The sequence below is a fragment of the Actinomycetota bacterium genome (genome assembly GCA_030019255.1).
GTDB lineage: Bacteria > Actinomycetota > Geothermincolia > Geothermincolales > RBG-13-55-18 > Solincola_A.
The window spans coordinates 168,602-193,633 of sequence record JASEFK010000004.1 but is presented as its reverse complement, the minus strand read 5'-3'; the positions used below and the strand labels follow the sequence as shown (position 1 = coordinate 193,633).

The window sequence follows — 25,032 nt, the reverse complement described above, 5'->3', positions numbered from 1 at the left end:
GAAATGTCTTCTACAGGTTTTCCGGACATCGTTTCGGTGGTTGTCGAGGTGCCCAAGGGCTCGAAGAACAAGTACGAATACGACCGCCGGAAGGGCAGGATAAAGCTCGACCGCGTGCTCTTCAGCGCCGTTCACTACCCGGCGGATTACGGATACATCGAGGACACCCTGGCCGAGGACGGCGACGAGGTGGATGTACTGGTTCTGCTCGACGAGCCCACCTTCTCGGGATGCCTCATAGAGGCCAAGCCCATCGGGATCCTGCTCATGGAGGACGAAAAGGGAGTGGACAACAAGGTACTGGCAGTGCCGGTCAACGACCCCCGCTGGTCCCCGTTCGCGGACATCGGCCAGCTTCCACCCCACCTGCTGGTGGAGATCGAGAATTTCTTCCTCACCTATAAGAAACTTGAAGCAAAGGAAGTGCAAAGCAGGGGGTGGAGGGATTCCAGCCAAGCTAAGGAATATCTTCTCCGGTGCAGGACGGCCTGAGGGGGATTGTTCAAGGGGAAGGATTGTACTTTCCAGTGATGATGCTATTTCTGCGAGCCTCCCTGAAGCTCGACCTCTCCTGATGGGATGGGAGTTAGAAAATTTTTACCTTACATGACGCGCGACTTTCCAGCAGCCAAAGCGAGCCATGGGATGCAGGGTTATTCGTCGTTACATCACCCATCTTTTCTTTCCACGGGGTTGGAGGGGGCTCTTTTCCCGCCGAGAGGGATCGTAGGGCCTCGACCCACCACCCCGGGGAGGGTACCAGCCACCCGCAGGCGTCATCCCCTCCACCGGAGGTTCGGAAATCCACGCGCAGGATCTTCCTCCCCCGGGACTTCCCCAGGAAGGAACCAGCCACGGACACGGAGCCCACGTCCTCCAGGGGGATGAACAAGTATCTGCGGGGCAGGAACATGCGGAAGTGGATCCCCCGGTCGGTCAGCGCCAGCAGGCCGTTCCCCCTCACCTGGGCGTAACCCCGGGACTGCCGGCCGAAGAAATTGCAGTCCTCCACGTGGAAGACCTTCTCCCCGCCCACCGCTTCGCGCAGGGCGTTGACCGCTTCATTTCGGAGTTTGCGTATCCACCACCGGACCAGGACCATGTCAACGACCAGGTCGACAAGGACCACGGCAACCACTATAACCGGTATCACGGATCGCCACCCCTTTGACCTGGAACGCAACGCCGCCCGGGACGCCCACATCGTCCGCTTCTGCGTCTTTCCAGAAAGAACATCAACCCTCTATCAACCCTTCAGCCTGAAAATGCCCTCGAATCCTTACCGATAAAATCTGGAAGTTCCTCGATCTCTCCGCCCGGCAGTGTTTTTCATTGTTCACCGGGCCTCCGGGCAAGGACCTCGAACGGCCCCTTCCCGCTCATGAGCATGTCATCCGCCGGGCGAACCTCTCTTCCAATCCTTCGACACGAAGCGTGTTTTTCCCTGAGCCATTCCCCGGCTGGAACGACGGGTCTTCCATTCCATGCTGGCACACAGCGATTCGTTCCACCCATTCGGTCCCTTTCGCGCCCTTGGATCGCGTTATTTCCAGCGGAAAACCCTTGGTCGACCCGCCGAACCCCCTGCGTGCTCCGTTCCGTTTCACCCGTCGAGACGGCAGCCCGCGCTCTCCAGCCACGGAATCCTCCGTGGAAATGAAAGGGGGCGCGGTGATCCGCGCCCCCGCTTCCTTTTCTCAAGGCTCAGCTCATTCCACCTTCTCCCAGAGGGTGGCGTTGGCGTTCCCGAAGCCGCCGCACAGGGTGGCGATGGCCCTCTTGGCCTCCGGGAAGTCCTTCTTCATGATGTTGTTTAGGGTGATTACGATGCGGCACCCGGACTCCCCCAGCGGATGGCCCAGGGCCAGCGCGCCGCCCCACACGTTGATGTTGTCGAAGGGGGCGTTGTAACCGATACCCAGCTCGCGGATGACCGCCAGGGCCTGGGTACCGAAGGCCTCGTTGAGCTCCCAGAGGTCGATGTCCTCAATGGTGAGGCCCTTCCGGGCCAGGAGCTTCTGCACCGCGTACACCGGCCCGATGCCCATGACCGTGGGGTCGCACCCGGCCATGCACCCGCCGCCGTAACGCAGGTGGTAGGAGAGCCCCAGCTCGTCAGCCTTTTCCCGGCTCATGAACAGGGCAGCGCAGGCTCCCACCGTCAGGGGGGAGCTGATGGCCGCGGTGACGATGCCGTCGGGCTTGAAGGCCGGCTGCATCTGGGCCATCTGCTCCAGGCTGGGATTGTCACGTATCCACTGGTCGCGGTCGCACAGGAACTCGTTGCCGTTCTCGTCCAGGGCGGGAATGGGAACGATCTCGTCCTTGAACTTCCCGGCGTCGCGGGCCTCGCGGGCCTTGATGTGGCTCCAGTAGGCCATCAGCTCGGCATCGGCGCGGGAGACGTTGTATATCTCGGCGATCTTCTCGGCCGTGGCTCCCATGGGGAGCTCCAGCGGGTTGTAGTACTGGGCGATGCGGGGCGGGATGTCCATGCCCGCGGCCATGGGCACGTTCATCATGTCCTCCACCCCGGAGGCGATGAAGATCTCTCCCTCCCCGGCCATGATGGCCCGGCAGGCGTGCTCAATGGCCGACATCCCCGAGGGGCACTGCTGGTTGATCCCGTTGGTGGGCACGCTCTCCGGGAGCCCGGAGGCCAGCCAGCCCAGCCGGGCGATGTCGTTCTGCATGCCGGTCTGGTTGGCAGTGCCGCAGAACACCGCGTCCACGTCCTCCGGCTTCACCTGTGGGTTGCGCTCGAAAAGCGCGTTGTACACGTAGGTGAGGAGTTCGTCCGGACGCAGGTGCCGGGCCCATCCTTTCTCCTTGTGAGCCCGGAAGTTGGGGGTTCTCACTCCGTCCACCAGGACCGCTTCCTTGATCTCTGCCATGTCCCTTCCCTCGCTTTCCTCTTCTCTGCTTTCCTCTTCTCTGATGCTTACCCCGAAACACCTCTCGGCGGAGATGCTATCTCTCCTGCGTAAACTGCAAGCCGCCGTTACTCTCGCCGGCCTCGGACCACCGAGATGTCGCCTCCTCCCGCCCCGCATCCCGGACAAGTTACCGAGGAAGCAAATAAGGCAGGGGTTATTATACCAGATTCATGACATCCGAGTACTCGAACTCGGGCATCCGGAAGGCTTCTCTTTTTCGGCGATTTTTACGGGCCGCCCGTCATCACGCAAACCGTTCCCGAAGGCGGGCCGGGGAACCGGGCTCCCGTCGCTGTCGCCCGGCGAAGATGAGGTTTTTGCCGGACTGGACGGCGAGCCCGAAAGCTGGTTCAAGAACCGGGCTCTCGTTTCATCCCCGGTAAGCCGTGTTTCGGCGCAACCTCCCGGTCCCGGACTTGCCGAGTCCGATCCTTTCTTGCCCCCTTTCCACCCGGCGAGCCGGACAATTACCGCATGACCCGCAATACCTCCCTCTTCCGTCCCCTGATGCCCCTGCTCCCCCTGTTCAAGCCGCTCATGGAATCCCCCCGCTGAGAAAGTTGATGATTCCCGTGGCCAATCATGCGGGCCTTAAACATCCTGATGTAGAATGATGCCACACGCGGAAACGGTCGCCGGTTAGCGGGAAAGAAGAGGAGGAATTCCCGGTAGCCGGGGGTTTCCGATGCATCCGGTAACCGTCCTGCGTAGCCGAGGACGAAGGGAGGAATCATGGAGGGCACGAAGTTCTGCCCGGAATGCGGGGTCCCCTGCCAGTTCGTCGACAACCACGTCTGGCTGGAGAACGGGGTGATAGTTCAGAGCGGAGACCGCAGCCACCGCATGGTCCTGGTGGAGAGCGCCAACCTGGACCACCTCTTCCGCGGCATAGAGGAGATCATCGGCCTGCCCATCGAGCGCATCGTCATCGAGACCAAGCGCAGGGCCACCCGGGAATACATCGACCGCCTGGTGCCCGAGGAAGTCAAGGACATGGTGGCCAGGAAGGAATTAGACATGAACCTCCTCATCCAGGCCAACAACAACCTCGCCCGCATCATGGGTTACGGAGACGTTAACCTGGTGGGTTACCGCTGGGAGAAGGACGACGACGATTACCTGAGGCAGCGGGTGAGGAATCCCTACTCCATCCCCCTCTGGTGCGGCGACCTGGCGGGGGCAGTGGAGGCTGTCACCCGCCGCGACAACGACGTGGAGTACCGCCTGGTCTCCTCCGAGGAGGTGGAGATAAACGCCTTTCCCGCCGAGCATCCTCCCCAGTTCCAAGGGAGGCTGGAGCTCAGGGAATACCACCTCCTCGAGGGCGACGTGGAGCTGGAGAGGTGCGGGACCTGCGGGGGACCCCAGGGCCTCTCCGCGTTGCGCTGGGACCTGGAAGCGGGCACCATCACCGATACCACCACCGGGAGGCGCCTGGCCATGCTGGGCCCCGCCTACCAGGAAGCGGTGTTCGAGGAGCTGGAGAAGGAGCTCGGGGAGGAGATACCCCGCGCCATCGTGGAAGCCCAGCGGAGATTCGTGAAGTCCGGTTTCTACCGTCTGCAGGAGATCGAGAGCGAGGAGCAGTTCCGGAAGCTGCTGGCCCTGCGCGGCCTGGGCAACCTGCGCACCCTGTCCCTGGAGGGCGACCGGCTCCGTATGCGCCTTGAAAACGCGGCTCTCCACCTCATGATCGTGGGTCTCCTGCAGGGCTACCTGGAGACCTCCACCGGGCGGGAATCCACGGCAGAATGGGAACTCACCTCGGAAGGAGTCCTCGAACTGGAAATCACCGCCCGGTAGAGGCGCCGCAAGGTGGTAAACCGCCGAATTTTCCTCTCGTAAAATCCCGGCCGGCCTGCCCCCCTCACCTCATGCCCGGGAACTGGCGCGACGGGGAAGCACGGAGAGGAATATCCTCCAGTCGTCGGCATCGAAGGTGCGCAGGGCGAAGAGGGCTCCCAGGTAAGAGGCCACGTATATCGACACCAGCCCGGAGAAGGGAAGGGCAGAGCGCAGGGGCAGGCACGGCAGCGCAGCTGCCAGGGCGGCTAGGGCGGGCTTCCAGTTTCCCAGCAGGCTCGGGTGGACGCTCATGTGCCGCCAGGCGAAGTAGACGGTTATCCCCAGCATGGCCGACTCGGAGAGCAGGGTGCTCAACGCCGCCCCCAGGAAACCCAGCCAGGGAGTCAAGGCCACGCAAAGGACGACGTTCACGCCCGCACAGGCGAGGATGGCCAGCACGCTGAACCTCTGCTTGTAATGTGCATTCATGAGCTCGATGAGGGGAATGTAGGTGAAACTGAACAGGGGGACGGCGGCCAGGATCCACAGGGCGGTACGGGCCGAGAGGTAGGACTCCCCATAGACGGTGGTGATGATGGGAGAGGAGAACAGGACCAGGAGGCCGCAGAAAGGAAGGCTCACGCAGGCCAGGTACTTGACCACCCTGCGCACCGCCTCCAGGTGGCGCTGGGCGGGATCGTTCCTCGCCCGCGCCAGGAAGGGGAACACGGCCGTCATGCAGGTGGCGGGCACCACGGCCATGGCCCAGATGATGCGGTAGGCGGAGCTGAAAAGGCCGGCCTGGTAATCCCCCTTGAAGGCGGAGACCAGGACGGTGCTGGTATACCCGAAGACGAAGGTGACCAGCCCGATGATGCCGAAGGGAAGGGCGCCTACTACCATCTTCTTCCAGAAAGCCAAGTCCAGCGTGAAAACCGGCTGCCCCATCTTGCGGGTGAGGATCATGAAATCCACCCCCATGGATATCACCGCTCCCACCATCAGGGCGTAGGAGATCCCTACCAGGCCGTAACCCCGCAGGAGGAGGACGGAGCCCACCCCAAAGGTCAGGAGTATGTCCACGATATCGGAGATGGCCTGGTATTTCATGACCTCGAAAGCCTGGAAGACGGCGTCGAAGAAGCGCCTCAGCCCGGTGAAGACCACGTAACTGAGCCCGATGAGGAAGAGGGGAAGCCTGGTATCGGAGGACCGGGAGGTAAAGGCTATGATGGCATAGATGATCCCCGCGCTGGCCAGCCCGGTTATCAGCCTCAGCACCGTGAGGTCCCCCACGTAGCGGGCCACCTGGTCCCGGTTGGCGGCCAGCTCCCTCACCACCAGCTTGGGAAGGCCCATCTCCCCCACGATGAGCAGGATGTAGGCCAGGGACAGGGCGAAGGAATAGGCACCGAAGCCCTCCGTGCCCAGCTTGCGGGCGATGAGCACGGTGAAGAGGGGCATGAGCACCGCCCGGAAGGTCCCCCCTCCCATGATCATGAGTATGTTCCTGGCTACCCTTCTTGCGTCCTCCAACTCGCCCCTCTTAGCTCCTGGTGCGCTCGTTCCAGGGAGAACCTCCCGCTCCGCCGGGAATCCACCCTTCTCCAAAGCAAGGCGGGGCTTCACCCCCGCCCGCGGTCCCCGCTCGCCGGGACCATTGGGTGATTATGGAGCCCCCTTCACGATATGTCAATCGGTTCGGTCAGGGAAAAACTTTCGAGCCATTCCAGGGAAACCTGAGGGTTAATCCCTGAACGAGGTGTGTGACTGATACAGGACTGATACGAGAGACAAAGGAAGGGGAATTTTTTTTTTATGGGAAATCTGTTTTTTTGATGGGGAAATCTTTTTTTCTGACCCACGCCATCCGGTACCACAGAATGTCGCCCCCGGATACAACTCAAGACGCGAAGCTGACATCAGGTGAAGCCATGAAAACCCATCGGCATTCCATGCCTGGACTGTTCGGTTTCGTCGCGGCAAGGAGTCTGCGCTCAGAACATGGAGAGCCTGACCCGGTATTCGGACGCAGAAAGGTCACGTCATCGCCGCCACCACCGAGGCTCAGTCCAGGTTCTCCCGCTTCCGGCGATCATTCCTCGAGGGTGGAGAGGTCACCCACCTCCTGTCCCAGCTCCCTGGCCTTGAGCAGGCGGCGCATGATCTTGCCGCTCCGCGTCTTGGGGAGGCTGTCCACGAAGGCTATCTCGTCGGGAACGGCTATGACTCCCATGGTGGAGCGAACGTGGTCTCGCAAACGATCGGCCAGGTAATCGCTCCCCCGCGTTCCCTGGGTGAGGACCACGAAGGCCTTGATTCGTTCGCCCTTCACCTCGTCGGGAAGGCCTATGGCCGCCGCCTCCGCCACCGCCTCGTGGGAGACCAGGGCGCTCTCTATCTCCATGGAACCCAGGCGGTAGCCGGCCTTTTTAATGACATCGTCAACCCTTCCCTGTATCCAGAAATAGCCATCCTCGTCCACGGTGGCCGCGTCCCCGGCGAAATACTTGCCGGGGAAACGGTTCCAGTAGCTCTCGTATTTCTCCCGGTCCCCGTGTATGGCACGCATCATGGACGGCCAGGGATTGAGCAACACCAGGTACCCTCCCTTCCCCGGCGGTACGGGATTTCCCTCCGCGTCCACCACCTCGGCCTTCTGTCCCAGGAAGGGGCGTCCCGCGGATCCCGGCTTTAGGGGCAGGGGGACCAGGGGAGTTATCATGTGCATGCCGGTCTCCGTCTGCCACCAGGTATCCATAATCGGGCAACGGTCTCCGAAGGCCCTTCGGTACCACACCCACGCTTCCGGGTTGATTGGCTCTCCCACCGAGCCCAGGAGACGCACCCGCTCCATGGAGAACTTGGACGGCCAGGCCTCTCCGAAATGCATGAGCGCCCTCACCGCGGTGGGAGCGGTGTAGAGCACGGAGACCCCGTAGGCATCCACGTTATAGTAGAGGCGCGCCGGGTCGGGATAGTCCACGGCGCCCTCGTATATAAGTTGGGTGGCCCCGTTCAGGAGCGGCCCATAGACGATATAGGTATGGCCGGTGATCCAGCCCGGGTCCGCCGTACACCAGTACACGTCCTCGGGCCTGAGGTCCAGGACCAGCCGGGTGGTCGCGAAGGCCCCCACCATGTACCCGCCGTGCACGTGCACCACTCCCTTGGGTTTCCCGGTGGTGCCCGAAGTGTAGAGGATAAACAGCGGATCCTCGGCGTCCATCTCCGCGCAGGGTTGGTAGCGGTCGGCCAGGGCCACGGCCTCATCGAGGTACACGTCCCTCCCGGTGACCATCATCACCCGGTTCTTCGTCCGGCGCACCACCATTATCCTCTCCACGCTGGGGCAGTAGCGGATGGCCCGGTCCACCACCGCCTTGAGCTCCACCACGTTCCCCCGGTAATAATACCCGTCCGCGGTTATGACCAGCCTGGCCTCCGCATCCTGCATCCTTTCCGCCAGCGCTTTCTCACTCAGCCCGGAATAGATGAGGGTGTGGACCGCGCCGATGCGCGCCGTGGCCAGCATGGCCACTACCTGCTCCGGAATGCGCGGGAGGTAGATGGCCACGCGATCTCCCTTCCCTATACCCATGCGGACCAGCGCGCTCGAGAGGCGGTTGACCTCGTCGTAAAGGCGCGAATAGGAGTAGATTTTCCGCGCCCCGTTCTCTCCCTCCCAGTAGAAGGCCACCTTGTTGCGAACCGTCATCTCCATGTAACGGTCGAGGCAGTTGTAGACTATGTTGCAGCTCCCTCCCTCAAACCAACGCGCATCCGGACATTCCCATCTGAGCACCCCGTCCCACGGCCGGAACCAGTGCAGTCGGGAGGCCATGTCCTCCCAGAACTCCTCGTAGTTGTCGGCCGCCCAGACATACAGTTGCTCCAGGTCGGAAAATCCCCTTTCCCGGGCATAGGCCATCACGTTGGATGCCGACACCATTTCCGGGGAGGGCATGAAGATTCTCTCCTCCTTAAGTATCCGGTCCGTAGTCTCCAGGTCGCGCTCGGACATGTGCGTTCGCCTCCTTCTCCCCATTCCTTTCGAAACCGGGGCGCCTCCCTTGCCTCGATACCGTGGACGGCCCCCTAAGAAACCAGCCTCGCGCCCGGCCCTCGTTTTTCGCTTCCACGGCGGGAACGCGGTACAGGCCAGGCGTATGGCCACATCCCCATCGCTTACTCATTATTGGCGCTAGGGAGGGGAACCAAACGTCGGCTGGGGCTGATCTTGCCGCCAGGTTCGCCTCACCCCGCCTTCCATGGTTTTAAGGACCGATCGTGGGAACGGGGCGGGGGATTCTAATCTTCAATGCAGACCCGGCGATCCTGATCCCCCGGCAGCAAGGCACGGCCAACCCGGCCTCCATCCTCCTCGCGTCGATACCGGGCCAAGATCCCATCGAGGACATGGATGCCTTCCACGAGGGGGAGGAGGGACAAGGGAAAATACCTGGCTTCTACGGGTCCTATACCCCCGGGGATATCAAATTTCAAGACTTGACCTGACCCCTTTAACGTAGGAGCCTACGGGAGACGAAGGAGGCGATCCGGAGGCAGAGCATGGGGGCCAGGCGCTTGAGGTAGTAGAGCAGGTAGGCCTCCTTGCCCAGGAGGACCATGAACTTGCCCCGGGATATGGATTCCACAATTTTCCTACCCGCGTCCAAGGGATCCATGCCTCTTTCCCGGAGCATGGCCGCGTAGCGTTCCTCGTTCTCTCGCTGCTTTTCCGTGCGGTAGTGATTGCGGGTGTGAAAACCTATGTCCGTGCTGATGGCTCCCGGGCAGACCACGGTGACGCCCACCCCGTGGTTACGCGCCTCCGCCCAGAGCATCTCCGAGAGGCCTACCACCCCGAACTTGGTCACCGTGTAGGCCACGTGGAGGGGGAGCGCCACCAGGCCCGAGAGGGAAGCGATGTTCACGATATGCCCCTCCCCTCGCCGCACCATGTGGGGGAGGAAGAAGCGGCACCCGTAGATCTCCCCCATGAGGTTGACGCCCACGATCCACTCGATATCCTCCACGGGAATGACGTCCAGCTCCCCGCTCCCGCCCACCCCCGCGTTGTTGACCAGGATATCGACCTGCCCCTTCCACCCCAGGGCGACCTCGGCGAGGTCCTCCATCTCCCGGCGAACGGAAACGTCCACCCTCCGCGCCAGGCAGTCCCGGCCCTTTCCCTCGACCTCCGCCCGCACCGCGTCCAGGCGCCGGTCATCGATGTCCGCCACCACCAGGTGACATCCCGCGTCGGCCAGGGCCAGGGCGATGCCCCTCCCCAGGCCGGAGGCGGCGCCGGTGACCACCGCCGTCCTTCCCCGGAACCACTCCATTCCTTTCTTTCCCGGCAATCTGACTCTGGCCATCGTTTTTACCTACCTCTTCCTTCGCGACGCCGTTCATCCATGACCTCGACCCACAAAACATGCGCGAGCCTAAGGGGGCAACCTGCGTTCGTCCTACTGGATGAGTCCCTTGCGCGCCATCCAAAGCAGGAGTCGCCTCCCCAGGTCGTCGCGGTTGAAAAAGGCCAGGGTGCGGTGATAGAGACCTGGTTTCATCCGCTTGATCAGCCAGAACAGCCTCCCGGAAAGCTGGGGGACAACGTACAGCCTCCTTTTCTCCACCGCCTGGATCACCGCCTCCGCCACCTGCTCCGCGCTCATGCGCGCGTAACGGAAGGTGGTCTCGGCGAACTCCCTCTCGAAATCGTCGGTGTAGCGCATGCTCTCCAGGAGGCGGGTGTTGAAGAACATGGGGCATACGGCGGTGACCCCTATGTTGAAGGGAGCCAGCTCGCTCCGCAGGGTCTCGGTGAGAGCGATGACCGCCGCCTTGGTGGCGTTGTAGGGACCCATCTCCAGGAGGGTCAAAAGACCAGCCGCCGAGGCCACGTTGACGATGTACCCGCCTCCTTGCGTCTTCATGCGGGGAATGAAGAAATGGCACCCGTAGAGCATCCCCCAGAAGTTGACCCCGAAAACCCATTCCCAGTCCTCCAGGGGGATGTCCCCCACGAAACCGGTGGAAACCACGCCGGCGTTATTGACCAGGACGTCCACTCCACCCCAGGATCGGAAGAAGTGCTCGGCCATGGCCTCCACTTCCTCCGGCCGGCTCACGTCCAGGCGGTAGGCCTCACCGTCCCCGCCCTTCTGCCTTACCATTTCCAGGGTCTCTCCTGCCCTGGACTCGTCTATATCCACCACGCCTATCCGGCACCCCCTGGAGGCCAGGGCCAGCGAAAGGGCCCTTCCCAACCCTGAACCGGCACCGGTGATGACTACCCTCTTACCATCCAGCCTGTACATCCCCAATTCCCCTCCGTTCCTTTCCGCGCAAGGTCCTGAACCTGACTCGATCGGGCTTCAAGCAACGCATCCCGGGTCACTTGTCTTGCGTTCCCTCAGGTATCCGGCCTCGCCACCCGTCCTTCAGCTCACGCCATTCTCAACCTCCTCGACAGCATGATGTCTCCCATGTGGTTAGCGAACTCACCGCTATCCCATCTTGAACTATTCCCTGCATCCGCCTGAAATAACCGGACATCACATCCGCAATCCCCTCATCTATGTCCGTGGAACCTCCCGAAGGGCCGGGGCTTGGGGGATGGGGCGCTCCGGCGCCTCCCAGGCCATGTTCCGGCCAGGGCTTTCCTCCGTATTTACCGCCCCCATTTATCCCCTTGTCGAGGGCGGGAGGAGGTCACCCCGCTGGCACCCCGCGGTACTAATACCCCCAGGGGTATCAAAATTCAAGACCTAACCCCTAAAAATTCCTTGGGGGGACCATCTCCGCCCGGTGGAGCACCTTGTAGAAAAAGCCGAAATCGTAGCCGTGAACGGCCCGGATGGCTCCCTGCTTACAGATGGCCGCGCAATCGTTGCAGGACATGCAGTCCGCCACCGCCTTGTCGATCATGTAGGCCTTGCGTTCCTTGCCCAGGCCGGCCACGTAGAGGCAGGCGCCGGGGCAGATCAACGCGCAGTTGCCACAGCCGTTGCATTTCCCATGATCGATGACTACCCTGCCTGCCCGGCAGGTTTCCGGGTCGTTGTAGGTGGGGATGGTAAGGATTTCCTTCAGGGTAAGGTAGGCCATGGTCGATTCCCCTTTCAAAACACGGTCCGTTTTTTCCCGTTTTCCCACCAGTCGATCTCGTGGAGCTCCCGGGCCACCATCCCATCGGGCTCGCCCACCGGGTAACCGAGGCATATGGCCTCCGCGAACCGGTAGGGCCACCGGGCGCCCAGTTTCTTCTTCCACTTGCTCCCGAACTTGAGGATTTCAACGAACCCCACCCAGCAGGTCCCCAGGCCCAGGGAATGGGCGGCCAGCACCATGTTCTGTCCGCAGATGCCGATGTCCACCTGGGGCTTGGACACCCCGCGCATATCCTCCAGGATGAAGATCACCGTGGGCGCGCCGTGGAAGAGCTTGAGCTTGCCATCGGCGATGAGGCGGATGGCGCCGAAGGGGATGGGGTGGAGCTTGTTGGGCATCAGCCGGATGTAGGTCTGGGCCAGGAGCCAGGAGAGCCTCCCCAGGGGGCTGCTCTCCCAGTCCAGCATGAACTTCAGGACCCGGCAGCGAAATCTTACATATTTTTCCATCTCCTCCAGCATGTTCCAGTCTCGGACCACCACGAACCTCCAGGGCTGGGCGTTGCCGGCCGACGGAGCGAACCGCCCCGCCTCCAGGATGCGGCGCACCAGCTTTTCCGGTACCTGCCGGTCCTTGTACTTCCGCACGCTGCGCCGCTCCAGGATGACCCTCTCCACCGGGTTCCATTCCATCCCCTCGTACCAGGTGTACATCTCCCCGAACTCCGCTTCCCTGCGGTGCCTTTTCTCCATGACCGTCTCCACCATGTGCCCTCCTTGAACCCTGGATCCGAGATCCACCGACAGGTGACCGTGGCGTTCCTTACCATGCGGCCCGCCGACGCACCTTGCGTGGTCCCCTATCCTCCCTTCGACTTCCGCGGGATTTGTGAAGATGCGACTTCTCCGCTTTCAGCCTGTTTTCCGCATTTCCATATCCACGCCGCCCCGTGGAGGTCGCAGGTCCTCCCCGGGAAAGACGCCCCTCATCGCCTTCAGTCCTCGAAGGCCCTGGCCTCCGGGGCAGCCGGGGCTACGAGGCATTTGAAGACGTTCAGCCTGTTGAGCTGGTTGGTCCCCTCGTATATCTGCAGGAGCTTGGCGTCGCGCAGGCATTTCTCCGCCCGGCGGTCGTGTCGCAACCCAGCTTGCCCCATAAGCTCCAAGGCCAACTGGCAGTTCTTCACCCCCAGGTCGGTCCCCGCCACCTTGGCCAGGGAGGCCCACCCCGAGGCCAGGCGTTCCTCTTCCTCGCTCTGCCCCCCCATGACCAGAAGGCGGTAAGCGGAGGTGACAGCGTCCAATCTGTTGGCCGCGGGCATGAGGCGATCGAAAACGGAGGTGGGCATGGCCCGGTGATAATAGTAGAGTGGCTTGAAGCCGAGCAGGCGGGCCATTCCGTACATGCTGTTGGCATAATTCGCCTCCATGTAGGAGAGGCGGGCCAGGGCGGCGTTCATGTACATCTCCGCCAGCAGGCACTGTACCCATTCGTGGTTGACCAGCGGGCGCCCGTCCACCACCGTCTCCCTTGCAAACTGGAGGGCGAGCTCCAAGGCTCCCCGGGCCACGCCCGCGCCCATGGCTCCCACTCCCGGTCGCGTGGCCGATACCACGAAGTCTATGAGCTGCATGCTCAGCTCCCGCGGGCCCCTCTTCATCCTCCGGGCCGCCCGGGAAAGTAATTTCATCTCCTCCAGGCGGGAAGCGGCCACCAGCATGTTCTCCTCGGGTATGAAACAATCCTCGAAGACCAGCTCGCTGGCCGGGCATCCCTTCTGGCCCATTTTCTTTTCCATCCGCCCGAACGAGAACCCAGGCGTACCGTTCTTCACCGCGAAGGCGATCATGCTCTCGTCCGGCCTTTCCAGGTCCTCGTAGGCAATGAGGATGTGCCAGGTGGAGAGGTGCCCGTTGGAGATGAAGATCTTGCGCCCGTTGACCACGTAACCCCCCTCCACCCTGCGGGCGTGACAGCGTACTTTAGCCCGGGCCAGAAGTTCCACCTCCTCGGCGTCGGTCCCGGCTTCCGGCTCGGTCACCGCCCCGGAAACCAGGCACGGCTTGCCGGTTTTCTCCCCCTCCACCACCTCGCGGCTGATCTGGTCTATGAGCCGTATGTTCCAGGTGGCCACCAGGATGGAGAACCCGAAATAGTGCACCCCGATGAGGTTGGTGATGGCCAGGCACTCCGAGGCCAGCTCCTCCACGAAGGGGGCGATGCTGGTGAGACTCCATCCCTTTCCCCCAAAGAGCTTGGGAATCCACATGGTGAAGAATCCCCAGCGGTTGGCCTCCTCCACCAGTTCCCAGGGGAGATAGGTAGGATCTTCCTGCGTGCGGCGGTCCAGCTCCAGGGCGTAATTGCGGGCCACGGTGCGGTTGAAACGCCGGGCCAGGGCTACGGCCTCACGACACTCGTCCACCACTCCCCTGGGCATCTTCTCCATGGCCACCAAACTGTGCATGGTATCCGTGAAGTCCGGGAACTCCCGGAGGAGCAGCGAGGAATCGCTCTTTCTCAACATGCCCTTCACCCCCTTAGGCCCACGGGGATTCCCCATCCACGATCCGCCGGATATACCGTAACCGGCGCAGCGGCACCATTCCCATCAGGGACTGCAACTGCTTGGCGTCCCGGAAGCGTTTTTCCTGCCCGTAATCCTGCATGTACCCGTTCCCGCCCAGAATCTGGATGCCGTCGCAGGTGAGCTCCGTGGCTTCCTCCTGGACCTGCAGGGCGGCGGCGCGGGAGGCCAGCCGCCACCCCGGCTCCTTTCCGTCCACGGCCCGGGCGGCCTCCCGGACCAGCATCTCCGCCACCTTGGCCTTCACCGCCATGGAGGAGAGGATCATGCGCACCTCCGACCAGTTGACGATCTTCCTCCCTCCCTGGATCCTCTGTCTCGCGTAATCCAGGGCGGTACTGAAGGATCCCTTCATCACTCCACAGGAAGCCGCCGCCGCGGCCACGCTCAGGCGGTCCACCGCGGCCTCGAAATAATCCGGACCTTTTCCTTCCTCCCCTACCAGCTCGCCCTCCACGCCGGACAGTCGTAGGTCCACCGCCGGGCAGGCATGCAGGCCCAGGCTGAGGACGGGCTCGCTCCCTTCCAAGCCCTCGGCCTGGAGATCCACCAGGAAGAGGGAATATCCCGGTCGGTCCCCTGATTTGGCCGGCAAAACGGCCTTGCCGGCGATGTTCCCCAACACCACGTAATCCACGCCGCCGGAAAGGCGGTAACCATCCTTGTGCCTTTCGGCCGCCAGGTTCGGCTGGGTATCCCCCGGGTTGTGGAAGGAGGGAAAGGCCAACAGGGCATCGCGGACGGACACCGTCCGGGAGTAGATCTGCTCCAGTTTTTCCACCGCCCCCGCCCTGGCCAACAATTCCTGTGCCAAAGCCACGGTGAAGACGGCGCCTCCCAGGCTGGCGTCCTCCCGACACACCTCCTCCAGCACCAAACACAGGGCCTGCACCGGTTCCGCCGCTCCCCCCAGTTCCTCCGGCAGGAGGAGGGAAAAGAATCCCACCTGGTGGGCACGCGCCAGCACGTCCTCGCAGGGAGGCGCGAAGGGATAGTGGTCCCGTTCCTCCCTTCCCTGCACCAGCTCGTTGAGGGCGAAATCCCTGGCCATCCCGTCCAGGAGCCTCAGTTCCTCGCTCAAGCCTACCATCTTAGCCATCACCCCTTCACCAGCTCTTGCCGTCCCTTCACGCGCCGCGTGGCGGCTCGCATAACCTGCGGTACGGCATCCGCGATCCTTACTGGAAACTACAGCCCGCTTTATCCCAACACTTGCCCGGCGACTGGCCGGATCCACGCGTCAGGAACGATCTTCAAGCGCACCGACGACGCCCAAAACCTACCGGGTCTAGGACTTTTCCTCCCAAGACCGGCGGGATACCCGTACCCCCGCTCCCGGCCTTCACGATCGGCCCGCGGCGCGAACTCCACGAACCTCCCGTATACCCGGATCGCCTTTGCGCTCCAAGCTACTTTCCGCCGCGCCCCTTTCTTGGTCAGGAAACTCTTTCCAGGATATGGATGCACATGGCCGCTTCGCCCATGCCGATGAAACCCCCGCCGTTCTCCGCCAGCGCGATGCGCGCCCCCTCCACCTGGCGGGGACCCGCCTCCCCCCGCAGCTGGGTGACCAGCTCGTATACCTGGGCGATCCCCGAGGCCCCGATGGGATGCCCCCGGCATTCCAGTCCCCCGCTGGTGTTCACCGGCAATTTCCCCCCCAGCCGGGTGGCCCCGGATTCGGCGAAGGGACCGCCTTCCCCCTCGGGACAGAAACCCAGCTCCTCGTATTGCAGCAGTTCCCCGAAGGCCGTGGCGTCGTGCACCTCGGCCACGTCGACGTCCCCCGGGCCCAGCCCGGCCATCTCGTAGGCCGTCTTACTCAGCCGCTTCCCGATGGGCTCCAGCCCGGAATCGGGCAGGGAACCCGAGGCCAGGGCGGAGGCCAGGATGCGCACCGGGCGTGCCTCCGGGTACCTCTTCAGGGCTCTCTCCGAGCAAAGCAGGGCGGCTGCCGCTCCGTCCCCGACGGGGGCGCACATGGAACGGGTGAGGGGGTAGGCCACCAGGACGTCCTCCAGCACCTCCTCCACGCTCATGTTCTTCCGGTACTGGGCCAGGGGGTTGAGTGACCCATGGTAATGGTTCTTGGCGGCGATCACCGCCAGCTGCCTCTGGGTGGTTCCGTAGGCCTTCATGTGGGCCCGGGCCCCCATGGCGTAAATGTCCATGAAGGGGGAGTGTCCTCCCTTCTTTTCCTTGCCCGCGGATGCGGCTTCCTCGGCCTTCTTCCGGGCGTCGGCCTTGAAGGCCTCGATGATGGGCCGGATGACTTCAACATCGGTGCCGGAAATAAAGCCCTCGAACATCCTGGCCTTATCCTCCGGGAACCACACTTTCTCCGCTCCCACGGCCAGCACCAGGTCGAACTGCTCCGCCTTGATGCTCAACCAGGCCTCGCGCAAGGCCGTGGAACCCCCGGCGCAGGCGTTCTCCACGTTGACGATGGGGATACCCTGGATGCCCAGAGGAGCCAGGGCCACCTGGCCGCGGATGCAGTGCTGGCCGGTGTTCATTCCCCAGCCGGAGTTGGAGAACCAGGCCGCTTGGATGTCCTTTCTCTCCACCGGGCAATCCTCGAAAAGGGCCTGCATGGCCTCGGCCACCAGCTGCTTGACGCTCCTTTCCGCGTACTTGCCGAAGCGGATCATGCCCACGCCCAGGATATACACGTCGTTGCCCATCTCGCCTCCCCTTAATCTCTGGTCTTTACGGGCCGTTTAAAGCCATGTCTTTCGTTCCATAAAAGCCGCGGCGGATAACTCGGCGGGGCCGTCCGTGCGCCCGCGGGGGTCACCCGTTTGCCTGCCTCGGAAAATTGCCAACGCATGCCATGCAAACAACGACGGTGCATGTTTTTCACCCTTCCCGGCCTCAACCTTGAACAGTCGCCTCCCCCAAGGAAACCCTTCCGGGATCCCGCTTTCCTCACTTCGCTGCCGCCTTGGCATCGTAGGTGTCCGGGGTCACCCCCAGCTTCTCCAGCTCCTTCTTGATCACCCGGTGGGTCTCCGTCTTGGGAAGTTCTTCCACCACCCGCCAGTAGCGCGGGATGGCGAATTTTGCCAGCTTGTCGGAGAGGAAGGCAGGCATGGAGGCGGGGTCCAGGGTCTTCCCCTCCACGGGCACCACGGTGGCCATGATCTCGTCCTCGGCCAGTTCGGAGGGAACGGCGTAGACGGCGCATTCCAGTACGTCGGGATGCTTGAGGATGGCCTGCTCCACCTCGTAGGCGGAGACGTTCTCCCCCTTGACGCGCATGGATTCCGTGTTGCGCCCCAGGAAGTAGATGTAGCCCTTGTCGTCCGCGTAGACCAGGTCCCCGGTGTACAGCCACCCGTCCCTCACCTTGTCGCTGGTAGCCTCCGGGTTCTTGTAATATTCCACCGAGCCCTTCCGCTCCCCCACGTAGCAGATGAGCTCGCCCGGGGTACCGGGGGGCACGTCGTTGCCCTGGTCGTCGATGATGCGGCACCTGGCGTTGAGGGGCTTGCCCATGGACCCCACAGGGGCGGTCCCGAAATTGGTGATCACCACCCCTCCGCCGTCCACCGCCCCGTATCCCTCGAAGATCTTCACCCCGAAGCGCTTCTCGAAATCTTCCCACATATCCGCCGGGCAGCCGGCGGAGAGTACGAAGCGCACCCGGTGGTCCCGGTCCGAGGGCCTGGGGGGCTGTTTCATGAGAATGGGCATGACCGCTCCCAGCCCGTTGAAGGTGGTGGCGCCGTGCTTCCGTATCTCCTCCCAGAAGCGGCTGGCGCTGAACCTCACCCCCAGGGCCACCTGCGCTCCGCAGTGCATGGCCGGGGTCACGGTGAGAAAGAGGGCGTTGGCGTGGAAGAGGGGATAACAGGTGTAGGCCACGTCCTTCCTTCCCGTCAGCAGGCGGCCGATAACGGAGATGGCCTTGACGTTGGTGCTGTTGTAGCGGTAGACCACCCCCTTAGGGAGCCCAGTGGTCCCCGAGGTGTACATGATCACGCAGAGGTCCTCGGGGTTGTAGGTCACCGCCGGCTGGGAGGGGTCGGAGTCAGGTCCGTAAGCGGCGTCGAGATCTTCCATCCCCTCGGGCAGCCGGAAATCCTCCGCCGCTCCCTCCCGGTTGACGATGACCTTCTTCACCTTGTCCAGGCGGTCCGCCACCACCTGGTAATAGGGAAGCAGGTCGTGGTCGATGACCACCATGGAGGCGTCGGAATTATCCAGCACGTAGGCCAGCTGGTCCCCGCGCAGGGCCACGTTGACCGGGACGGCGTACATGCCCAGTTTCTCCAGCCCGAAGAAGACGTCCAGCCAGCGGGGCGAGTTCCTCATGACGATGGCCAGGCCCACCCCCGGACCGCCGCCCAGGTCCTGGAGAAAAATGGCAACCCGGTTGGCGTTGAGATTCATCTCCCGGTAGGTGAACACCCGGTCCTGGAAGCGGAGGAAGGGACGGTCCCCGTGCCTTTCGGCCTTCTCCTCCAGAAGCTCGGCATGGGACATGTCTCGGCTCAGGGAAAGACTCCGTGCTTCCAGGATGCTGCGCAGGTTTTCCTTGAGGGTCCCCCGCCGGTACTCGTCCACCAGGAACAGCGCCAGGGAGCGCGCCAGGCGCCAGGCCAGCCAGGCCCGGCGCAGGTACATACGCTTCTCCTCGGAAGTCATGCCGTCACCCTTTTCCCCCTCGTCTCCTTCCCGTCCTAGGTAGAATAATCAGGAAAACATGGGCGCCATGTACTTGTCCATGAAATGGGGGTCGTTCACCGCCTCCTCGTCCATCTCGGCCATGAGGATGAGGGTGAAATAACCGCCCACGAAGAACCAAGCCCCTATCCTGGGATCGATGCTTTCCTTGAGCTCCCCCTTTCTTTGCGCCTCCCTGATCACCTCCTCCACCGCCATGCGGTTGACGGTGAAGAATCCCTCCAGCTCCCTCAAAAAATCCTCGTCGTAGCTGTTGTTGAGAATGAAGGCCAGGAACTTGCGCATGGCTGGGTTCTCCCGTATGAAATCCAGGTAGCTCTGCCCCACCCGCTTGAGGGACTCCAGCGGCCGGTCCCGGTACTCCCGGTAAATGGCCCGGTAACGCTGCAGAAGCTGGTCCTCTATGTAGCGGCAGCAAGCCAGGAAGAGCTCCTTCTTGCTGGGGAAATACTTGTAGATGGTGCCCTCCGCCACCCCCGCCTCCCGGGCCAGCATGGCCGTGGTGGCCTTCTCGTAATTGGTGCGCGAGAAAACGTCTATGCAGGACAGGATTATCCGTGTGCGGCGGTCATCCTTCCCGGAAGAACTCCGGGCCTTCTCCCGGTTCTCATCCTCCGCCGCCCGCGTCCTTCGGCGCTTCATTCCATCACCGCCGCTTTCCGGAACCGGTTTCCTTCTCCTTCCCGCCATGGCACCTCAAATCCAACGATGCTGTCCGCGGAGGAGAACCGGGCCGCCTTTCGGAATCCGCCTCCGTTCCCGGAGCCGTTTCCCGGGGATACTTCCATCAACACGCGTTCTCTCGACCATGCCTTCGGAGGAGAAGATCGCTTGAGCCCCCGTTCGCCGACTTTCCGTTAAACCCGAAATAGCGAGTGAGTACTCACTCAATATTGGTTATATAATTTTATAACTCGAGTCGTCCACGCTCTCAACCGCTTCCACTATCTCCGGCCCTCGGAAGCCTCGGGGAGATCATGTAGGGAAGATGTCGCTTAAATTTTCATCGAGATAGACTTTTCCGAACCTCGGAATCCTTGGAGGGCATAAAGTATACCCTGACCCATACCGGCTCTTGTCTTCAACGCAGGGGAGAGGACTTTCGCGATTTTACATCCTGAAGGATTTATCTGTTGTGTGGCTTGGGGCCTTCCTGCTAGTACGTCCTCCACAATTCGCAGCTGCGTTCCGGGCACATGACCCAGAAGGGGAGGCGTTTCCTGGTGGAGTCCGTCGCCCCGAAAGTTCATGATTATCCGTTATCTTGATATTTTTACCCGGTATCCTGTTATTTTTATCCCGGGGATCGAATCACGTCCTGTACCGTTTCGCAGCCAAGGCGGAGCGGAAAGGTGTGGGAAGGTAATAAGGGCCCGCTCATCCCGGGGATCGAATCAAGCCCTTTACCGCTTCGCAACTATATGATATGGGGGAGGAGGCAAAAGGGGCGGAAGACAAAAGGGGTCCAGCGACGGAAGCTGGAGGGGCGATGCGAAGGGAAGAGGCACTGGGCCTGCTGCACGAGAACCTGAAGGCGGAGAACCTGCGCAAGCACTGTTACGCCACCGAGGCGGTGATGCGGCGCCTGGCGCGCGAACTGGGGGAGGACGAGGACCTCTGGGGACTGGCTGGCCTCCTGCACGACCTGGACCTGGAAATCTGTGGCAACGACATGAGTGTGCACGGCGAGACGGCAGCGAGGCTGCTGAGCGAGAGAGGTGCTTCCCCTGAGATGGTGGAGGCGGTACGGATGCACAACGCCGAAGGGCTGGGGCTGGGCGAGCGGAAAACGGTCTTCCAGCATGCCCTGGCCGCCGCGGAGACGGTGACCGGGCTCATCGTGGCCGCCGCCCTGGTCCTGCCGGACAAGAAGCTCGCCGGGGTAAAGGTCCAGTCCCTGCGCAGGCGGATGAAGGAAAAGGCCTTCGCCCGGGGAGCCCGCCGCGAGGTGATCATGGAGTGCGAGCGGGCGGGATTCGAGCTGGAGAGGTTCCTGTCCCTAGCCCTGGAGGCCATGCAGGAGATATCAGACCGGCTCGGTCTCTGAGCTCGCAACGCACGTCCGACAACACCCATCGTCGCCGGATGGATATTATAATACCATTATTTACCAAAAGGTAAGTGCTCCGGGTGTGGAACGCCGGCGCGTTCGTTTCCCCGCTTCCCGACGGCCTCCCCGGTCCACCCACGTCGAGGATGGGAGCGTCGCCGGCCCATGCCGGTGCCAATATAGAAAAATCTTTCGCCGGCTTAACGCCGTGTTTCTCCGCGAGGGCTCCCTGCCCCGCGGCCCCGGGTCACGGCTCGGTCCTCTCCTCCACCAGGGCGACGGCCACGGCGGCGATTCCCTCCCCGCGGCCGGTGAAGCCCATGCCCTCGGTGGTGGTGGCCTTTATCCCCACTCTGCTCTCCGGAACGCGAAGGATGAGGGCCAGGCGCTTCCTCATCTCCTCTATATGGGGTGACAGGCGGGGCTCCTGGGCCACAACCACGCAGTCCACGTTCACCACGCGGCAGCCGCGCTCCGAGACCACGCCCATGACCTCCTCCAGGAGGACGAGGCTGGAAATATCCCGGAAGGTGGGATCGGTGTCCGGGAACCTCACGCCTATGTCCCTCTCACCGCAGGCTCCAAGCAGGGCGTCCATGAGGGCGTGCACCAGCACATCGGCATCGGAATGGCCGGCCAGGCCCCGGTGGTGGGGAATCTCCACCCCTCCCAGGACCAGCCTCCTCCCCTCCGCGAAGGAGTGAGCGTCAAACCCCAGACCCACCCGGCACGACAACCTGCAGGCCTCCCTTCTCCAGCAGCGCCTCGGCGACGAGGATGTCCGAGGGATAGGTGATCTTTATGTTGGTCACTTCCCCCTCCACCACGCGCACCCGGTAGCGGTACCTCTCCAGCAGGGCGGCGTCATCGGTGGCCCAAACCCCCTCCCGGAAGGCCCGTTCGTGGGCGTCCAGCAGGGCCTGGGCCCGGAAACACTGCGGGGTCTGCACCGCCCAGAGGCGCCGCCGGTCGGGAGTCCTCAACACCCAGCCTCCCTCCACCTCCTTGACCGTGTCTACCACCGGCACGGCGGTTATGACCCCCTCGCATTCCGCGTCGCGCAACGCCTTCAAGGTCCTGCGGAAAAGCTCCGGGGTGGCTAGGGGGCGGGCTCCGTCGTGGATCACCATGTAATCCACGGGGCCGGAGATGGAACGCAGGGCGTTGAACACCGACTCCTGGCGGTATTCCCCGCCCGCCACCACCATGCTCACCTTGCGCAGGCCGTAAGCGGAAACGATCTCCTCCTCGGCGCGCCGTATCTCGTCGGCGTTGACCACCAGGACGATCTCCTCGATCTCCTCCACCGCCTCCAGGTTGAGGAGGGAACGCGCCAGGATGGGAATGCCGGCCAGCCTGTGAAACTGCTTTCCCTCCGGCAGGCCGACCCTCTCTCCCCTTCCCGCTCCGGCCACCACGGCTCCGGCCTTCACTTCCGGTCAAACCTCCTTCCCCGCGCCTCAATCCTCTCCCGACCCCCGCCTCCCTCCGCCGCCTGCGTCCGCTTTCCACATTCCCGGCATAATCCACTTCAAGCCAAGCGCCGGTGGAATCGCCCGATCCTCATCCCTGACGGTCCCCGAGGGAGGCGAAGATCATCCTTCCCGCCGCGGTCTGCAGGGTGCTGGTGACCACGGTCCGGACCTCCTTGCCGATGTATTTCTTTCCCCCTTCCACCACCACCATGGTCCCATCGTCCAGGTAGCCCACTCCCTGCCCGGGCTCCTTCCCCTCCCGTATGACGGTCAGGGTGAGGGTCTCCCCGGGAAGGACCACGGGTTTCAGGGAATTGGCCAGCTCATTGACGTTGAGAACCCTTACCCCCTGGAGCTCCGCGATCTTGTTGAGGTTGAAGTCGGTGGTCATGATGGGGAGGTTCAGCGCCTTGGCCAGGGCCACCAGCTTGGTGTCCACGCCGGAGAGCTCGGGGAAATCCCTCTCCTCTATGCGCACCTCCACGCGTTCCTGCCGCTGCAGGGCGTTGAGCACCTCCAGGCCCCTTCGCCCCCGGTTCCTCTTCAGGGGGTCCTCCGAATCGGCCACCGCCTGGAGCTCGTTGAGGACGAAGCGGGGGACCACCAGCTGGCCCTCCAGGAAACCGGTGAGGCAGATGTCCGCGATGCGCCCATCCACGATGGCGCTGGTGTCCAGGATGCGGGCGGCCACTGCCCTCCTCTCCCCCTCCGCGGCGGTGGAAAAGCGGGAGGGGCGGAACAGCGCGAGAAGGTCGTCCTTCTTCTGGACGGCCACGATGTAGCCTATGATCCCGCATACCGCGTAGAGGACGAGGGCGAAAAGCCACCCCGGGTAGGAGCGGAAGAGGATCATCGAGGGCAGAAAGGCGATCAGGAAGCCGGCGATGATGCCCACCGCGCCCATGAGCAGGTCGGTGCCCGGTATGTCCTGGATGGCCACCTCGAAGCGGTTAAGCAGCTTGGCGGTGTACCTTCCGGCGGCCCCCCCGATGACGAAGCCCAATCCCACGCAGACGATGATGGATACTATGAAGCCGATGATGGAATAGGTGGGATCCAGCTTCTGGAGGTAGGACCGCTCCATCAGCTCCCCGAGCTCGTAGCCCCCGATCCCTCCGACGATCATGAATATCAGCCGGACGATCAGGACTACCATGAACCCAGTTCTCCCTTCCGGGGTGAGGCAACCCTCCTTTCCTTCCCATTACATCGCCCCACTTTCCCCCACCGTCGAATGAAACCGATGATGAAAAACCGGCGAAGGGTTGACAAGGAAATAATAACACCCCCGCTCCGGAATCAGGAAGGCGAGGTGAAGACCTCCTCGATCATGCGCAGGGCTTCGTCGACTTCCACCTCCACCGCGTACATGAGCTCGCTGGCCAGTATCTCGCGCGCCTGGTTTAGCATGCGCTTTTCGCCGGAGGAAAGTCCCTTCTCCATGTCCCTCACCGTGAGGTTGCGGACCACCTCGGCCACCTGGAAGATATCCCCGCTGCGCAGCTTGTCCCGGTTCTTCTTGTAGCGGTGATTCCAGTTGCTGGGCATGGGAGTGCATTCCGCGCTAAGGACCTCGAAGACCTTGTTCACTTCTTCCTTGCTTATCACCTTCCGGAGGCCCACTTCCTCCGTGTTGTCCGCGGGCACCATAACCTTGAGGTTTCCCTGGCACATGCGGAGGACGAAATAGGTCCTCTTTTCCCCCTCCACCAGGGTCTCGGTCACCTCCTCGATGACGCCCGCTCCGTGCTGGGGATAAACGACTACGTCTCCTACCTTGAACATGCCTATCACCTCTCCAGACATACCGAATGGCCCAGCCCCTTCCATGCCTCGGTGACCTCGTGGAAACGGGGTGGCTATCTTGGGGTCTGGACTCACAACGTTACGGCCAGGTACCTCATCTACTGCATCTTCTGCCGTTGAACCCGGAAATCAGCCGCCACGGCCTTCCCGCCGCCTTCAGGTAAGGCTGTAAACTCCCAGGGTCTTTATCCGATCGTTTTCCCTTTCCAGAACGCTCTTGAAATCCAGATCCAGCAGACAACAGATGGCCGCCAGGTAGAACAGCGCGTTCCCCAGCTCGGTCTCGATGACATCCGCGCAGTTGGGGCAGAGTTTTCCCTCGATGTGGCTCTTCACGTAATTGGCCACATGGGAAAAACTTACATCGGGGGGCAGTTCCTGCTTGCTGGCCTCGATGCGCAGGCAACCACAGGAAGTGACCGTCTTGGCCAACGCCCGGTTCACCCTGGTGGCGGCGTCCTGAAGCTTGGTCATGACGTCCAGAATGCTGCGATTGCGAACCAGGTGTTCGGATACCGTCTTCTGAAACTCGGCGCAATCGGCTTCCCGCATCTGAAGACCTCCGCTTTTCCTTATAAGTAATTA

At 62.6% G+C, this 25,032-nt stretch carries 21 protein-coding genes; 3 read left to right on the top strand and 18 right to left on the bottom strand.

The genetic code is table 11. The features are described from left to right. Positions 1-3 precede the first annotated feature (3 nt). Positions 4-492, top strand: a complete 489-nt coding sequence (locus QME84_05115) for an inorganic diphosphatase (GenBank protein ID MDI6873646.1) — start codon at positions 4-6, stop codon at positions 490-492. A gap of 94 nt (positions 493-586) precedes the next feature. Here QME84_05115 and QME84_05110 read toward each other — a convergent pair whose 3' ends face one another. Continuing rightward, on the bottom strand, positions 587-1,153 hold the full coding sequence (locus QME84_05110) for a hypothetical protein (protein MDI6873645.1): 567 nt from the start codon (positions 1,151-1,153) through the stop codon (positions 587-589). A 556-nt stretch (positions 1,154-1,709) separates the two neighbouring features. Beyond that, positions 1,710-2,894 (bottom strand): thiolase family protein, encoded by a 1,185-nt coding sequence (locus QME84_05105; GenBank protein MDI6873644.1) that lies wholly within the window; start codon positions 2,892-2,894, stop codon positions 1,710-1,712. Positions 2,895-3,668: 774 nt separating this feature from the next. Between QME84_05105 and QME84_05100 the strand changes: the two genes are divergently transcribed. Beyond that, entirely contained in the window at positions 3,669-4,739 is a 1,071-nt protein-coding gene (locus tag QME84_05100) for a hypothetical protein (GenBank protein MDI6873643.1), read from the top strand. A gap of 69 nt (positions 4,740-4,808) precedes the next feature. Here the strand turns inward: QME84_05100 and QME84_05095 are convergent, their stop codons facing one another. The 11 genes from QME84_05095 to QME84_05045 form a co-directional block, all read right to left on the bottom strand. After that, a complete protein-coding gene (locus tag QME84_05095; protein ID MDI6873642.1) occupies positions 4,809-6,257 on the bottom strand; it encodes a flippase in 1,449 nt (482 codons plus the stop codon). Between the two features lie 559 nt (positions 6,258-6,816). Further along, complete coding sequence (gene acs / locus QME84_05090) at positions 6,817-8,745, bottom strand: acetate--CoA ligase (protein ID MDI6873641.1); 1,929 nt, start codon at positions 8,743-8,745, stop codon at positions 6,817-6,819. Between the two features lie 499 nt (positions 8,746-9,244). Beyond that, entirely contained in the window at positions 9,245-10,102 is an 858-nt protein-coding gene (locus QME84_05085; GenBank protein MDI6873640.1) for an SDR family NAD(P)-dependent oxidoreductase, read from the bottom strand. A gap of 93 nt (positions 10,103-10,195) precedes the next feature. Further along, on the bottom strand, positions 10,196-11,047 hold the full coding sequence (locus QME84_05080) for an SDR family NAD(P)-dependent oxidoreductase (protein ID MDI6873639.1): 852 nt from the start codon (positions 11,045-11,047) through the stop codon (positions 10,196-10,198). A gap of 457 nt (positions 11,048-11,504) precedes the next feature. Further along, positions 11,505-11,837, bottom strand: a complete 333-nt coding sequence (locus QME84_05075; GenBank protein ID MDI6873638.1) for a 4Fe-4S dicluster domain-containing protein — start codon at positions 11,835-11,837, stop codon at positions 11,505-11,507. Positions 11,838-11,851: 14 nt separating this feature from the next. Beyond that, complete coding sequence (locus tag QME84_05070; GenBank protein ID MDI6873637.1) at positions 11,852-12,607, bottom strand: nitroreductase; 756 nt, start codon at positions 12,605-12,607, stop codon at positions 11,852-11,854. Positions 12,608-12,834: 227 nt separating this feature from the next. After that, positions 12,835-14,367 carry an acyl-CoA dehydrogenase family protein gene (locus QME84_05065; GenBank protein MDI6873636.1) on the bottom strand — a complete coding sequence of 511 codons (1,533 nt, stop codon included), beginning with the start codon at positions 14,365-14,367 and terminating at the stop codon, positions 12,835-12,837. A gap of 13 nt (positions 14,368-14,380) precedes the next feature. Further along, positions 14,381-15,526 carry an acyl-CoA dehydrogenase family protein gene (locus tag QME84_05060; protein ID MDI6873635.1) on the bottom strand — a complete coding sequence of 382 codons (1,146 nt, stop codon included), beginning with the start codon at positions 15,524-15,526 and terminating at the stop codon, positions 14,381-14,383. A 337-nt stretch (positions 15,527-15,863) separates the two neighbouring features. Beyond that, on the bottom strand, positions 15,864-17,111 hold the full coding sequence (locus QME84_05055; protein MDI6873634.1) for a thiolase family protein: 1,248 nt from the start codon (positions 17,109-17,111) through the stop codon (positions 15,864-15,866). Positions 17,112-17,355: 244 nt separating this feature from the next. Further along, on the bottom strand, positions 17,356-19,077 hold the full coding sequence (locus tag QME84_05050; protein ID MDI6873633.1) for an AMP-binding protein: 1,722 nt from the start codon (positions 19,075-19,077) through the stop codon (positions 17,356-17,358). A gap of 48 nt (positions 19,078-19,125) precedes the next feature. After that, a complete protein-coding gene (locus QME84_05045; protein MDI6873632.1) occupies positions 19,126-19,758 on the bottom strand; it encodes a TetR/AcrR family transcriptional regulator in 633 nt (210 codons plus the stop codon). Between the two features lie 847 nt (positions 19,759-20,605). Here QME84_05045 and QME84_05040 point away from each other — a divergent pair. Continuing rightward, complete coding sequence (locus QME84_05040; protein ID MDI6873631.1) at positions 20,606-21,163, top strand: HDIG domain-containing protein; 558 nt, start codon at positions 20,606-20,608, stop codon at positions 21,161-21,163. Between the two features lie 250 nt (positions 21,164-21,413). Here the strand turns inward: QME84_05040 and ispF are convergent, their stop codons facing one another. The 5 genes from ispF to QME84_05015 form a co-directional block, all read right to left on the bottom strand. Then, positions 21,414-21,890 carry a 2-C-methyl-D-erythritol 2,4-cyclodiphosphate synthase gene (ispF, locus tag QME84_05035; GenBank protein ID MDI6873630.1) on the bottom strand — a complete coding sequence of 159 codons (477 nt, stop codon included), beginning with the start codon at positions 21,888-21,890 and terminating at the stop codon, positions 21,414-21,416. Further along, positions 21,874-22,599 (bottom strand): 2-C-methyl-D-erythritol 4-phosphate cytidylyltransferase, encoded by a 726-nt coding sequence (ispD, locus tag QME84_05030; GenBank protein MDI6873629.1) that lies wholly within the window; start codon positions 22,597-22,599, stop codon positions 21,874-21,876. The genes ispF and ispD overlap by 17 nt, the downstream gene beginning before the upstream one ends. Positions 22,600-22,729: 130 nt before the next feature. After that, entirely contained in the window at positions 22,730-23,797 is a 1,068-nt protein-coding gene (locus QME84_05025) for a TRAM domain-containing protein (GenBank protein ID MDI6873628.1), read from the bottom strand. Positions 23,798-23,940: 143 nt separating this feature from the next. Next, positions 23,941-24,426 (bottom strand): CarD family transcriptional regulator, encoded by a 486-nt coding sequence (locus QME84_05020; GenBank protein ID MDI6873627.1) that lies wholly within the window; start codon positions 24,424-24,426, stop codon positions 23,941-23,943. Positions 24,427-24,603: 177 nt separating this feature from the next. Beyond that, positions 24,604-24,999, bottom strand: coding sequence for a DUF1573 domain-containing protein (locus tag QME84_05015; GenBank protein ID MDI6873626.1), 396 nt, complete (start codon positions 24,997-24,999; stop codon positions 24,604-24,606). Positions 25,000-25,032 lie beyond the last annotated feature (33 nt).

Excerpts from the sequence above, each read along its gene's own strand:
- QME84_05085 (MDI6873640.1), bottom strand. The coding sequence starts at position 10,102 with ATGGCCAGAGTCAGATTGCCGGGAAAGAAAGGAATGGAGTGGTTCCGG.
- QME84_05050 (MDI6873633.1), bottom strand. The coding sequence starts at position 19,077 with ATGACTTCCGAGGAGAAGCGTATGTACCTGCGCCGGGCCTGGCTGGCC.
- QME84_05080 (MDI6873639.1), bottom strand. The coding sequence starts at position 11,047 with ATGTACAGGCTGGATGGTAAGAGGGTAGTCATCACCGGTGCCGGTTCA.
- QME84_05070 (MDI6873637.1), bottom strand. The coding sequence starts at position 12,607 with ATGGTGGAGACGGTCATGGAGAAAAGGCACCGCAGGGAAGCGGAGTTC.
- QME84_05100 (MDI6873643.1), top strand. The coding sequence starts at position 3,669 with ATGGAGGGCACGAAGTTCTGCCCGGAATGCGGGGTCCCCTGCCAGTTC.
- acs (MDI6873641.1), bottom strand. The coding sequence starts at position 8,745 with ATGTCCGAGCGCGACCTGGAGACTACGGACCGGATACTTAAGGAGGAG.
- QME84_05020 (MDI6873627.1), bottom strand. The coding sequence starts at position 24,426 with ATGTTCAAGGTAGGAGACGTAGTCGTTTATCCCCAGCACGGAGCGGGC.
- QME84_05075 (MDI6873638.1), bottom strand. The coding sequence starts at position 11,837 with ATGGCCTACCTTACCCTGAAGGAAATCCTTACCATCCCCACCTACAAC.
- QME84_05060 (MDI6873635.1), bottom strand. The coding sequence starts at position 15,526 with ATGGCTAAGATGGTAGGCTTGAGCGAGGAACTGAGGCTCCTGGACGGG.
- QME84_05040 (MDI6873631.1), top strand. The coding sequence starts at position 20,606 with ATGCGAAGGGAAGAGGCACTGGGCCTGCTGCACGAGAACCTGAAGGCG.
- QME84_05105 (MDI6873644.1), bottom strand. The coding sequence starts at position 2,894 with ATGGCAGAGATCAAGGAAGCGGTCCTGGTGGACGGAGTGAGAACCCCC.
- QME84_05115 (MDI6873646.1), top strand. The coding sequence starts at position 4 with ATGTCTTCTACAGGTTTTCCGGACATCGTTTCGGTGGTTGTCGAGGTG.
- QME84_05045 (MDI6873632.1), bottom strand. The coding sequence starts at position 19,758 with ATGAAGCGCCGAAGGACGCGGGCGGCGGAGGATGAGAACCGGGAGAAG.
- QME84_05065 (MDI6873636.1), bottom strand. The coding sequence starts at position 14,367 with ATGTTGAGAAAGAGCGATTCCTCGCTGCTCCTCCGGGAGTTCCCGGAC.
- QME84_05015 (MDI6873626.1), bottom strand. The coding sequence starts at position 24,999 with ATGCGGGAAGCCGATTGCGCCGAGTTTCAGAAGACGGTATCCGAACAC.
- QME84_05055 (MDI6873634.1), bottom strand. The coding sequence starts at position 17,111 with ATGGGCAACGACGTGTATATCCTGGGCGTGGGCATGATCCGCTTCGGC.
- QME84_05025 (MDI6873628.1), bottom strand. The coding sequence starts at position 23,797 with ATGGTAGTCCTGATCGTCCGGCTGATATTCATGATCGTCGGAGGGATC.